Consider the following 12,702-nt stretch of genomic DNA (forward strand, 5'->3'; position numbering starts at 1 on the left):
AATGGCCAGGCTGCGTTCAAGGCAGGGATATGCCGTAAATCCCCGCATCGTTGATGTGGACCGGTCCGGCCCTTTTGCCGGAATAGGCGTTATTCTGCGCACCGAACTTTTTTTCGAGGGCTTCGGTTACCTTGCGATCGTCCTCGCCATCCGGATTACCCATTGCATTGATGACGGTTTCCAGGGAAAGACCGAGATCCTTCAGGCCGAGACCTTCCTCGAGCCCGTCGATAATCTTTTCACCGCCCTGATGCAGTTTCAGCGCCAGAAACGCGATCTTGACGGCCTTGAAGTAGTCCGTCTTGGTTGCATATTTGGACTCATCGACATTCAACGCCTCTCCGGTGCGCTCGAACAGCTCGATCTTGATCTGATTGATGCTTGGACGGCTGTTCGCACCGAACATCGATTCAAAGACCTTTGAACGCGCCTGGCCTGTCAGAGGATTGGCGCTGGAGGCTTCGTCCCCCGCAACACCGTTGGCAATGGCCACGAGATTGTCCGCCCTGCTCCGTCTGCTTTCCTGCGAAGACAACAGATCAGCCGACTGCTGAAGAATGAGCGAAGCGACATTCGTTGCGGAAGAAATCGATGTCATGTGTAATCCCCGGTTTGCGCAGACTTGGCTTGCACGCAGTCATGGTGGATGAGTCGATGGATATTGTCACGTGGCGGCGCAGTTTTCTTTAATTCTATAGATTTTGATTAAGGTTTTGATAATTTTCAAAGTAATAAACGGCGCTTGCCCGACCACTGTTCCTTCGGCTTGCTTCCCCGGCTTACAATTTGACACCCGGCAGCCTGCTGGCCTGCACGATCCAATCCGCGATGAGGGCTTCATCCAGCACATCGTTCTCGCGGATATGGACATAGCGCGTCCCTTCCATCTTCGAGCTGACGGGCGGAACAGGCGTCAGTGACGTCCCGCGCAGGAAGGTCAACTGCACGTAGTTCCTGTAGCAATACATGGCGAAGAACCGGCCATCTTCCTTGCCGTAAAGCGGCGTGTTCCATTTGACCGCTTTCTGCACATCCGGGCAGACCCGCGTGACAATGGCATCGATGCGCTGTCCGATCTGCCTTTTCCAGCCGGGCATGGCGGCGATATAGGCCGGACCCTAGCACACCGCGCGCCGTGCCGGAATGGCCGTCAGACGGTAACGAGAACGGCGCAAGTAGGGACATCGTTGTCACCTTGATTTCCTGGCGTAGCAGTTGTTGGATACTGTTTGTATTCTGGAGGCCAAACAAATGACAAAGCACAAGTCATCATTGCCACCATCAACGGGTGAAACAGGAACCGGTCAATACTTTGATCGGAACGAATCCGTGAAAGTCAGGTGGCCTTTTGGTATCGAAGTAATCAGGATACATATTCCGCGTGACTGTCATTACAAAGTAAAATTGGCCCCCACCGACGAGAACGAATACAATGTCGACGTCATTACAAGCCGCGCACTGACGCGCGCCGAGAAGGATTGTATTGCGACGGCGTATTATGAAACGACGCCCTTTGTCCTGGAGTCCGATATCACATTCGTGGCTGCGCAGCGCGGTTTTACCAACGGCGTGCCCGACGAGGAGTGGACGACCAACAGCGGCCCGAGTTTTTGACCTGACCAGCGGTCACACCGCAAGCTCGACTCGGTTTTTGCCATTGGATTTGGCGATGTAAAGGGCTTCATCGGCGCGCCGCAGCACGTCGGCAAAGCTCGCATCCTTGGACCGGTTGACGGCAGCGCCGATGGAAACCGTGACGGGAATGGTCATGGTGTTGACGGTGAACGGATCGGATTCAACCAACCGGCGGATGCGTTCCGCTGCTGCTTTCGCCTCCAGTTCGCTCAGTCCGCCGAAAAGCACGACGAATTCTTCGCCGCCGGAACGGGAAACCAGGTCCGATTTACCGACACCGCTTTGCAGCCTGGAGGCCACGTGTATCAGCGCCTTGTCGCCGATCTCGTGCCCATAGGTATCGTTGATCGCCTTGAATGCATCGATGTCAAGGACAGCAAGCGCCAGCCCGTCCGTGCGCTTCGACGCCTCGAGAAAGCGCTCATTGCCGATTTCCGTCAGCGTCCGCCTGTTGGGCAGGCCCGTGAGGTAATCGGTCGACGCGGCAAACTCCCATTGCCGCCGGATATGTTCCGTACACATCAGCACGAATGTCGTCGTGCCGATGATGGGCAATACGGTCATGAACAGCGGCGTGATGGGATTGAGCGAACTGGCATTGCCCGCCACGTTGAAATCCGGCGGCAGCTGCATCTGGAAGTAATAGATCGCCCGCAAGACCGTAAAAGCCGTGACGACGGAGAAAATGAAGGCCAGCATTTTCCGGCTGAGGGCAGCATCCCGGTGGGCGTTTTGCGTCAGCGTCCGGACGCTGGACATCATCAGCCAGACCCAGACAATCGAAACGATGATGAGTCTTGCCTCGAAGACCGGATGAACCGCCGAGTACCACAAGACCCCGAGGATTCCGCATGCCGCCGGCGCCAGGATCAGGGCATTCACCGGCGCGCCATAGAATGTCCTGAGCGACCACTGATAGGCCGTCAGGCCGAGCAGAAAGGCGCAATTGGCGGTCATGATGGAAACCAGGGCGGGGACAAGCGTTCCGAAAGCGAACACGGTACAACCAATCGCGATGAGCAGCGTTCCGGCCAGCCAGCGCATGGCTGCCGGTTGCAGCATCTTCGGAACATCGCGGTAGATGACCGCCAGCACGGCGCTGTTGGCCAGTATCAACAGCGAGACGGTGCTGAATATGGTCCTTGAATCCATGGAACGGGAACGCCTCGATCGCTTTGCAGGAGAGGTATCCGGGACATGGCGGCGGTCAATGCTTGCCCGGCCGGGCTCCCACCCTCTTTCCGCCTAGAGATAACCGATATTGCTTTAGAATTGGTAGCGGCGTCCATGCGGATGATGACGGGCCTGCCCCCGTCGCCTCATTCTGCCATCGCCGCGTTCAGCAATCCCTGGATCAGCCTGGAATTCACACCATCAGGATTGTGCAAACCGTAATTGTCATACCATTGCTGGGGCGCTTCGGGGTGTGGCCCGACCAAAGTCGCGCTGCCTTTGCCAAATGCGTAACGAGCAGCCGCCAGATCACCATTCTGATAATGGGCAAGTTCCCGGAAACCTGAATGCGCATGATTTTTGGGCAGATGCGGACCATCCTGAAAATATGTCCACAACGACGCCCCTTCCCATTGGATCGGCACCACGTGATCGCCGATATCGGACACGGAAAACCCCGGCCGCCCGACCTCGGAATCCGTTTCTCCTTTGACGATGTCAAAGCCCAAATCCGTACCGAGATACGCGCCCATGCAAATTCCAAAATACCGGCCGCCTTTGGATACGAAATCCCTGACGGCCTGGATGCCCGCCTTGCCCAGGCTTCTCCTTGCCCCGTCAATGTCCTGTCCGCCGCCGGGTTGCACATATAAGGACGCTCCAATGAAGCTGGATGGCACCAGCTTCAGCTGTTCATTGGGGCCGATGAATTTAACATCGAAGTGGAAGCTGCTGTTCCTCAGGGCTTCGGCGGCCGCGGATGAACAATCATCACAACCGGCAGGCCCGCGATATACGAGCGCAACGGCCGATGGCGATGCATTGGCGGAGGCATTCAACACAAGAAAACATGCGAGAAGTGCGTATTTTGCGGCGCTGAACATCAGAACAATTCCTTTGGAGTGATGCGGTGTGATCTACCCTAAATCGAATTGCGGTTTAATTTTGAGAAGGGACCAGCCAGCGGAAGCTGCACGGTATGACGACGTCTAGAATCAGAATCTCAGCCCTGCCTTTGCATTGAAGCCATGACGAATGGCGCCGCCTTCTCCAAGGGTAGTGTTGTAGGCAAGGCCGAGATTCAGCCCCTGGTCGAGCACCACGTCAAAACCAACGCCCAATCGAACCGCGTTGCGAACGCTGCCATCCCCCTTGAGGCTGAACAACGGGCCGCCGGACCAATCGATGTAACTCAGGTCAATGTCGCTCGCATTCGCCATGTCGTAACGCCATTCAGCCTTGAGGCTCGGCGTGAATGTGTAGCCGGTGAAACGATAGGTATAATCCGTCTCGAAACCCACGATGGCAACGAGTGAATTCACGCTCTGACTACCGAAGCGCAGGCTGCTTGATCCGCCATCCCTTTCGTTGAAGGCGTCGAGCTTGGTCCAGGACGCATCGATCCCGGCATAGGGGGTGAAATAGAGGGCGTCCCGGCTTATTTCATAACCGGCCTTCACGCTGCCGAACACCTGCTGGCCATCGCGGGAACCATAGGCAAAACCGCCACCGTCGGTCAGGTAACGTCTGCTGTCGAAGGAAAGAGCGCCATAGCCGAGCACGGCTTCCAGATAGGTGTTCTTGACCGGCCGCCAGCTCGCATAGGTGCCGATGCTCCAGCTTTCACCTTCGCTGCGCGTGCCGTTGCGGCCAATATCCGTCCTGTCCCTGCCGTAACCAAGACCGATACCGGCGGTCAACCGTTCGTCGAAACGGTAATCCAGTCCGGCACTGACACCGGAAGTTGTAAAATCCCGGCCCGATCCGGCGGATTTGCCGGATGTGTCGCCAAACTCGACCTGACCGGCTGTCCAGACGCCGAAGCGGGATGGAACGGGCTTTTCCGCGACCACTTTGTTGAACGGCTCGGCTGGCCGGGTTCGTCTCGGCTCCGTGAAGAACCCGAGCGGCGTTGCATCGGCCGGATCGCGCCGGTCCTTTGCCTGTTCGTCACTTCGAGGCGTGTTCAGGCTGATACCCTGGCTGGACTCATTGCCGCCGCCCCGGCGCAGTTGGCGTAACCGGTCGCTATAATTCGACAGCTGGGCATCGGCAAACCGCCGCGCGCCCTCGGCCTGGGCATTGACGATACCGATGACTTCCGCGTCCCTTGATGGATCGGCTCTTGCTGTCACGGTAATCGTGACATTGGCCGGAGCCGATGTGGTGAAAGCATTGCCAAGCGTGTAGCTGACCGTCGCGACACCACTGAACGCGGCGGCGGGTGCAAAATCCAGCTGGAAAGCCCGGTTGCCACCATCGCCGCTGTCGCGAATGTTTGCGGTGCCTGACCCCGATGGACTGAGCGACACCATTGTCGCAGCGGTAAACGGGCCGCCGGTGGCGCCTTCCGTCAGGTTTACCGTCACCGGTGTTCCCGCCCGTGTGGTGACGGAATGGGCCGCGGCCACCGGCAGCGGATTGACCGTCAGCGTAATCATGGCGGGCGGCGACGTTCCGAACGCGTTGCTCAACGTATAACCGATGCTGACCGCGCCTGATGCATCTGCTGGCGGCGTGTAGGTAATGGTGGTGCCCGACACGGTTGCACTGCCAAAAGCCGGAGGGGCAACAATGGCGGCTCCTGTGAACGGACCGCCGGTGGCGCCGGCCGTCAGGTTTACCGTTACCGGTGTTCCCGCCCGTGTGGTGACGGAATGGGCCGCGGCCACCGGCAGCGGATTGACCGTCAGCGTAATCGTGGCGGGCGGCGACGTTCCGAACGCATTGCTCAAGGTATAACCGATGCTGACCGCGCCTGATGCATCGGCTGGCGGCGTGTAGGTAATGGTGGTGCCCGACACGGTCGCGCTGCCAAAAGCCGGAGGGGCGACAATGGCCGCCCCCGTGAAAGGGCCGCCGGTGGCGCCTTCCGTCAGGTTTACCGTCACCGGCGTTCCCGCCCGTGTGGTGACGGAATGGGCCGCGGCCACCGGCAGCGGATTGACCGTCAGCGTAATCGTGGCGGGCGGCGACGTTCCGAACGCGTTGCTCAAGGTATAACCGATGCTGACCGCACCAGACGCCCCTGCTGGCGCGATATAGGTAATGGTGGTGCCCGATACGGTCGCACTGCCAAAAGCCGGAGGGGTAACAATGGCCGCCCCCGTGAAAGGGCCGCCGGTGGCGCCTTCCGTCAGGTTTACCGTCACCGGCGTTCCCGCCCGTGTGGTGACGGAATGGGCCGCGGCCACCGGCAGCGGATTGACCGTCAGCGTAATCATGGCGGGCGGCGACGTTCCGAACGCGTTGCTTAAGGTATAGCCGATGCTGACCGCGCCTGATGCATCGGCTGGCGCGATATAGGTAATGGTGGTGCCCGATACGGTCGCGCTGCCAAAAGCCGGAGGGGTAACAATGGCCGCCCCCGTGAAAGGGCCGCCGGTGGCGCCTTCCGTCGTGTCAATGGTGATGGCATGTCCAGCCATCGTTGCAGCGCTATGCGCAGCGGCGACCGGGACAGCCAGCGGCGATACGGTAATGGTGACCGTCGCCGGGGCAGAGGTGCCGCCCGGCCCGGTGGCGCTATAGGTGAAGGTATCGGTGCCGAAGAAGTTTTGGGCCGGGGTATACACGGCGTTAAGACCGTTCACGGCCACCGTGCCATGCAAAGGCGCGCTGGTGACGGCAATGGAGGTTATTGGGCCGCCATCGTTGGCAATCACGGGAATGGTGACGGCCTGGTTGGCCAAGGTTGCGGCGGCATCGGCGACCGCAACCGGTACGGCCTGATTGATTACCAATGTGTAGGCCTGAGCGCCGTTGTTACCCAGAATGTCGGTGGCGGTTACAGTGACATTGAACGCCCCAGCCGCAGTGGGCGTTCCCGACAAAACGCCCGCGCTGCTTAACGTTATGCCATTCGGCAACGCCCCCGACGTGATCGCAAACCTATAGGGCGCAGTCCCGCCAGTCGCCGTCAGTGTCTGTGAAGAGCTGACGCCGGATTTGCCGCTGGAAAGGGTTGATGGCGACAGGACGATGATGACCGGCGGCGCATTGACCACCAGCGAATAATTATTCGTGGCGGAAAACGGCGTGCCGGGGCCCGTGCTGCTGTCCGTCGCCCGCACGCTGAAAGGGAAAGTACCGCTGACAGTTGGCGTCCCCGACAATACTCCTGTCGCAGCATTGAGCGTTATGCCCGCGGGGAATGAGCCGCCCGCGAGCGAAAAGGTGTAGGGGGCTGTGCCACCACTGGCAGAGAATGTCTGGCTATAACCGGAACCAGAACTGGCATACGGCAGCGTCGGCCCTGCCGGACTTAACGTCACTGTTAATTGCGATACAGTCAGTGTGAAAAGCTGGCCGGTTCTGAAGGGGCCATCACCGGTGCTGCTGTCGGTCGCACTCACGGTTATGGAATAGCTGCCTTGAAGCTGTGGAACCCCGGAGATGGTCACGCTGTTCGCAGTTAGTGCAGTGATGGACAAACCAGATGGGATACCGGAGATGAAAAAGCCGCTGTAAGGCTCCTGTCCACCAGAGAAAGTGTAGGTCTGCGTATATGGGGTGCCAACCCGGGCGGAATGCGGTGACGATGGCGTGATAGTAACACTAGGCGGTGAGACCGTCACTGAAACTATGGCTGGAGCCGACGTTCCGTCCAGGTTGGTGGCGGTATAGGTGAAACTGTCAGGTCCGGCATAGCCGCGTACCGGCGTGTAGGTGATCGACGTTCCGGATGCTGACGCAGTCCCATGCGCTGCAGCGCCTGCGACCGCTACTGATGTCGGCGCGCCGCCGCCAATACTGAGTGTTACAGAATTGGCAGTGCTGCCATAGTCGACGGTGACCCTTGCGGGATTTGCAACCGGCGCTGTCTGGGCCTGCGACAAAGCGGGCCAGAATACGGCCAAACAGACGAAGAACAGCAATCCCGCCCATAGCGCCGGACGCGCACCACATACCTGCCGGTGGGGGGCTAATCCCTCCGGCCCATTCGATCTCGGCATTGTTCCCCGCCCCATTGCATCCCCAACGCAACCATCATCCGTAATGTGGGCCGTTCATTCCATCAATACGGCAGATGCCGTAGTTCGCCGCTATTGTGCCGGGAACCGGAGAGACCATGGCGATGGCAGGATGGCTGCCAGCCGGAAATGCAATAGGGCAGCCGTTGGGCTGCCCTATTCTGCAATGATTTCAATCTTGTAGAGAAACCAAATGGTGCGGTCGAGAAGACTCGAACTTCCACGTCTTGCGACACAGCGACCTCAACGCTGCGCGTCTACCAATTCCGCCACGACCGCACTGTGGTAGAAGCCGAACGTGTCGGCTCGCGGCATGTAGCAAATGAATTTCAGTGAAACAAGCCCTGTCGGCAATAAACCCGAATGTTTTTCACAAAGCCCGGTGAAACTTATGCCGCACCCCGCACACTGGAAATCTTCCAGGAAAAAGTCCATATGCGGCTCACCATCTTTATCCCACGGGAATCGGCGCTTTGATGGCCGCAAACGGCCCCATCCGCCGTCATTCATCCGGGATGAAGCGACAGCCGAAAGTTTGGTTTCCGATCATGAAGAACAACCGCGACGATCTCGCCTCCGCGTTTTTTGCCCAAAGCGATTCCCCGAAGGTGGAGTGGCGCGTCGCCGATGGGCTGACCGATTACGATACCGCCCTCGCCTTCATGGAAGACCGCGTCGCGGCGATTCGCGCCGGCACGGCCGCAGAACTGGTGTGGCTGGTCGAACATCCGCCGCTCTATACCGCCGGCACCAGCGCCAAGGCGGGCGACCTTCTGGCTGCCGACCGCTTTCCCGTCTATGCCACGGGGCGCGGCGGCGAATACACCTATCACGGTCCCGGCCAGCGCGTGGCCTATGTCATGCTCGACCTGAAGCGGCGGCGCGAGGATATCCGCGCCTTCGTGGCGGCGCTGGAGCAATGGATCATTGCCACGCTTGGCGCGTTCAACGTGCGCGGCGAGCGGCGCGAGGACCGCGTCGGCGTCTGGGTGACACGGCCGGAACGCCCGCCGCTGCCGGACGGGTCTCCCGCCGAAGACAAGATCGCCGCTATCGGCATCCGCCTGCGCAAATGGGTGAGCTTTCACGGCATCTCGATCAACGTGGAACCCGAACTCGCCCATTTCGACGGCATCGTGCCGTGCGGCGTGCGCGGCCATGGCGTGACCAGCCTCGTCGATCTCGGCCTGCCCGTCGGGATGGACGATCTCGACCGGGCGCTGCGGGACGCATTCGAACCCGTGTTCGGGCCGGTCGAACGCTAGCCGGTCTGCAGAATCAGGCGAATTCCATGATCACCGCATCCACGGCAAGACTGTCACCCTGCTTGGCATTGATGGCCGACACGGTGAGATCGCGGTCGGCGCGCAGCACGTTTTCCATTTTCATGGCTTCGACAATCGCCAGCGTTTCGCCCGCCTTCACCTCCTGACCCTCCGCCACGTTGATCGAGACGATCAGGCCGGGCATCGGGCACAGCAGCATTTTGGATGTGTCCGGCGGCAGTTTTACCGGCATCAGCTTTTCCAGTGCGGCCACGTGCGTCTGCATGGCATGGCCGATCACCGACATGCCCTTCCAGTCGATGCGCACGCCATTGAGCACCGGACGCAGTTGCGCCTTGACGGCGCGGTCGTCGATATAGCCGTCCCAGACCGCATCGCCGGGCCGCCAGTCGCTGCGGATGGTGATGGCCTCGCCGCCATGCAGCGACAGCTCGATCTTGACCGGCGGTTTGGCCACGCTGCGGTGAATTTTCGCGGGCACGTATTCGTCGTTGATCCGCACCTCCCATTCGGCGCGGATCCTGCCCGTATGCGGCCGCAGGCGGTCGCCAAGGCCATCGAGGCGTCCCTTGCGTACCAGTTCCACCACAAGGGCAATGGCAGCCAGCACGTCCCTGTCGGCAGCCGTTGGTGCAATCGGATGGAAGCCGTCGGGAAATTCTTCCGCAATGAAGCCGGTGGACAGCCGCCCTTCCCGCCAGCGCGGATGCTGCATCAGCGCCGCCAAGAACGGAATGTTGTGCTCGATACCGTCAACGACGAACGTATCGAGCGCATCGGCCATGGCATCGATGGCTTCCAGCCGGGTCGGCGCCCAGGTGCAGAGCTTTGCCACCATGGGATCGTAGAACATCGAAATTTCCGACCCTTCCGTCACACCGGTATCGTTGCGGATGATGGCCTTGCCGACCGGACCTTCGCTCGGCGGGCGGTAGCGGGTCAGGCGGCCGATCGACGGCAAAAAATTGCGGTAGGGATCTTCCGCATAGAGGCGGCTCTCGATGGCCCAGCCGTTCAGCTTGACGTCCGCCTGCTTCAGCGCGAGTTTTTCGCCCGCCGCCACGCGGATCATCTGCTCGACCAGATCGATACCGGTGATCAGCTCCGTCACCGGATGCTCCACCTGCAGGCGGGTGTTCATCTCGAGGAAATAGAAGTTGCGGTGCTTGTCGACGATGAACTCGACCGTCCCGGCGCTCTGGTAGTCCACCGCCTTGGCCAGGGCCACGGCCTGTTCGCCCATGGCCTTGCGGGTGGCTTCATCGAGGAACGGCGACGGCGCCTCCTCGACCACCTTCTGGTTGCGGCGCTGCACCGAGCACTCGCGCTCGCCGAGATAAATGCAGTTGCCAAAACTGTCGCCCAGCACCTGGATTTCGATGTGACGCGGCTCGACCACGAATTTTTCGATGAACACGCGGTCATCGCCGAAGGAATTGCGCGCTTCGGAGGTGGCGCGCTCGAAGCCGTCGCGCACTTCGCTCTCGTCCCAGGCAATGCGCATGCCCTTGCCGCCGCCGCCGGCGGAGGCCTTGATCATCACGGGATAGCCGATCTCACCGGCGATTTTTTCCGCATGCGCACCATCGGTGATGATGTCGAGAAAGCCCGGCACCGTGTTGACCTTGGCGGCATTGGCGAATTTCTTTGATTCGATCTTGTCGCCCATGGCGATGATCGCCTTGGGCTTCGGCCCGATGAAGACGATGCCCTGCTTCTCCAGCGCTTCACAGAAAGAGGCGCGCTCGGACAGGAAGCCATAGCCGGGATGAACCGCTTCGGCGCCCGTCGCCTTGCAGGCGGCGATGATCTTTTCGGCAACGAGATAACTCTCGGAGGCCGCCGCCGGGCCGATATGCACCGCCTCGTCGGCCATCTCGACATGAACAGCATCGCGATCCGCATCGGAATAGACCGCCACCGTGGCGATACCCATTTTCCTTGCCGACTTGATCACGCGGCAGGCAATTTCCCCACGGTTGGCAATCAGGATTTTCTTGAACACTTTTATGGACCTCCCGCACAAAATGCGCCTCTGGTTCTATTGCCAATGGCGGATTTGCTCAACTGCTATTGTCGGTGCTTTCCTGGAAAGCGGACCGCTTAATTGAAAGCGGGCTCCGGCGATTTCTGCTTTTTTCCCTCGCGCCAGACGATATAGGCGCCCGAGGCAATGATGATGGCGATGCCCACCCATTTCGACGCCGTCGGAAACTCCCGGAACACGAACAGGCCGATGATGACGGCCATGACGATTTCCAGATACTGGAACGGCGCCAGGAGCGATGCGGGCGCAAGGCGCGATGCCTGCACCACGAGGAGATGCCCGCCCGTGGCAATCGCGCCAATGGCAAACAGAAGAAACCATGACATGCCAGTCGCGGGCGTGCCCAGCGTCATGTCACTGACGCCGAAGGCCGCGCCGAGGAACAGGGCGACGACCACCGTCACCGTACCGCCGATGCCCGCATAGAGCTGCATGACCAGCGGCGTGTCGTGCACGCCCAGGCGGCGGTTGAGAATGAGATAGACCGCAAACAGCGCCGCCGTGCCCAGCGGCAGCAGCGAGATCCAGCCGAACAGCTCCCAGCTGGGCTGGATGACGATGAGCGTGCCGATGAAACCGATGGCAACGGCAATGCGCCGGCGCCAGCCGACGGTTTCCTTCAGCACCACGGCCGAGAGCAGCGTCAGCATCAGCGGCTCGACGAAAAACACCGCCATCGCGTCGGCGAGCGGCATGTATTTGACGGCGGCAAAGAAGCACAGGCTGCCGATGCCCATCAGAAAACCGCGCAGCAGGTTGCCCCAGAGGTTGTGCGGCTTGAGCGAGCGCATGCCGGTCAGCGCCATGATGATCAGCATGGTCAGCACCGTTTGGACGACGAAACGCGACAGCGTCACCGTGGCGGGCGGCAGGCTGTCCACCGTCGACAGCCATTTGGCGATGGCATCCATCATCGGCAGGATGAACATCGCACCGGCCATCGTTCCGACGCCCCTCATTTGCGGCGAGGTTGTGTTTTCCATGGTGCGGCCTTTCCGGGACAAATGGCTCAGGTGGGCCTTCAGCCATATCGGCTCTGTGAAAAAATGCAATCATCCGCATAATGCAAAATGAAAGCAAAATGCCGCCGGATTTGACTTTTCTGCTTCCAAATGGTGCAAAAGCTTTCGTCTACACTTTAAAAACAAGAAAAAGATGGAGAAACCCATGAATTTCATCTCCAACATCATCACGGCCATGCCCGACACGGACACGTTGGGCGGCCGTCTTTCCCGCGCCCGCGACGCCAAATCCATGTCGGTGGCGGAACTTGGCGTGCGTGTCGGCGTCAAGCCGGAAACCATCGCCGCCTGGGAATCCGACCGGTCGGAGCCCGGCGTCAACCGCCTGTTCATGCTGGCCGGCTCGCTCGGGGTGACGCAGACCTGGCTCATTCACGGCGTCGGACAATCGCCCGACGAGAGCGATGCGGCGGACGAAAACCGCCTGCTGAAAAGCCAGATCGCCAATCTCAAGGCCCTGCACCGGGAGCTGGGCGAGCGGATCGAAGAGCTGGAAAAAGCCGTCCTGCGCCTCAAAGCCGCTTGAAACTGAGGGTTTACTTGGGGTTTAACGGCATAGTTCTGTG

The 12,702-nt window shown here is 60.1% G+C and carries 10 protein-coding genes and 1 tRNA gene; 3 read left to right on the top strand and 8 right to left on the bottom strand.

The genetic code is table 11. The features are described 5' to 3' along the window. Positions 1-16: 16 nt before the first annotated feature. Together C5750_RS06495 and C5750_RS06500 are read right to left on the bottom strand one after the other, a co-directional pair. Positions 17-598 carry a hypothetical protein gene (locus C5750_RS06495; RefSeq protein WP_105732956.1) on the bottom strand — a complete coding sequence of 194 codons (582 nt, stop codon included), beginning with the start codon at positions 596-598 and terminating at the stop codon, positions 17-19. A gap of 181 nt (positions 599-779) precedes the next feature. Continuing rightward, the gene (locus C5750_RS06500; protein ID WP_105732957.1) at positions 780-1,097 is read right to left on the bottom strand and encodes a DUF1801 domain-containing protein; all 318 of its coding nucleotides are present in this window, start codon (positions 1,095-1,097) and stop codon (positions 780-782) included. A gap of 154 nt (positions 1,098-1,251) precedes the next feature. Here C5750_RS06500 and C5750_RS26315 point away from each other — a divergent pair, with 154 nt between their 5' ends. Further along, the gene (locus C5750_RS26315) at positions 1,252-1,614 is read left to right on the top strand and encodes a hypothetical protein (RefSeq protein ID WP_130269241.1); all 363 of its coding nucleotides are present in this window, start codon (positions 1,252-1,254) and stop codon (positions 1,612-1,614) included. A 12-nt stretch (positions 1,615-1,626) separates the two neighbouring features. On the opposite strand, the gene C5750_RS06510 is transcribed toward C5750_RS26315, so the two are convergent. The 4 genes from C5750_RS06510 to C5750_RS06525 form a co-directional block, all read right to left on the bottom strand. After that, on the bottom strand, positions 1,627-2,787 hold the full coding sequence (locus C5750_RS06510; RefSeq protein ID WP_105732959.1) for a GGDEF domain-containing protein: 1,161 nt from the start codon (positions 2,785-2,787) through the stop codon (positions 1,627-1,629). A 167-nt stretch (positions 2,788-2,954) separates the two neighbouring features. Beyond that, positions 2,955-3,692 carry a BPL-N domain-containing protein gene (locus tag C5750_RS06515; RefSeq protein ID WP_105732960.1) on the bottom strand — a complete coding sequence of 246 codons (738 nt, stop codon included), beginning with the start codon at positions 3,690-3,692 and terminating at the stop codon, positions 2,955-2,957. Between the two features lie 111 nt (positions 3,693-3,803). Continuing rightward, entirely contained in the window at positions 3,804-7,763 is a 3,960-nt protein-coding gene (locus tag C5750_RS06520) for an Ig-like domain-containing protein (protein WP_170111932.1), read from the bottom strand. A gap of 212 nt (positions 7,764-7,975) precedes the next feature. Continuing rightward, positions 7,976-8,060: transfer RNA gene (locus tag C5750_RS06525), tRNA-Leu, on the bottom strand. Between the two features lie 269 nt (positions 8,061-8,329). On the opposite strand from C5750_RS06525, the gene lipB reads away from it, so the two are divergent. Further along, positions 8,330-9,046 carry a lipoyl(octanoyl) transferase LipB gene (gene lipB / locus C5750_RS06530; RefSeq protein WP_105733155.1) on the top strand — a complete coding sequence of 239 codons (717 nt, stop codon included), beginning with the start codon at positions 8,330-8,332 and terminating at the stop codon, positions 9,044-9,046. Positions 9,047-9,059: 13 nt separating this feature from the next. Here the strand turns inward: lipB and C5750_RS06535 are convergent, their stop codons facing one another. Both C5750_RS06535 and C5750_RS06540 read right to left on the bottom strand, forming a co-directional pair. After that, positions 9,060-11,072 carry an acetyl-CoA carboxylase biotin carboxylase subunit gene (locus C5750_RS06535; protein WP_105732962.1) on the bottom strand — a complete coding sequence of 671 codons (2,013 nt, stop codon included), beginning with the start codon at positions 11,070-11,072 and terminating at the stop codon, positions 9,060-9,062. Positions 11,073-11,170: 98 nt separating this feature from the next. Next, positions 11,171-12,097, bottom strand: a complete 927-nt coding sequence (locus C5750_RS06540; RefSeq protein ID WP_105732963.1) for a DMT family transporter — start codon at positions 12,095-12,097, stop codon at positions 11,171-11,173. A gap of 184 nt (positions 12,098-12,281) precedes the next feature. On the opposite strand from C5750_RS06540, the gene C5750_RS06545 reads away from it, so the two are divergent. Beyond that, the gene (locus C5750_RS06545) at positions 12,282-12,662 is read left to right on the top strand and encodes a helix-turn-helix domain-containing protein (protein ID WP_105732964.1); all 381 of its coding nucleotides are present in this window, start codon (positions 12,282-12,284) and stop codon (positions 12,660-12,662) included. Positions 12,663-12,702 lie beyond the last annotated feature (40 nt).

Origin of the sequence: Phyllobacterium myrsinacearum, assembly GCF_002980555.1 — a bacterium.
GTDB classification, from domain to species: domain Bacteria; phylum Pseudomonadota; class Alphaproteobacteria; order Rhizobiales; family Rhizobiaceae; genus Phyllobacterium; species Phyllobacterium myrsinacearum.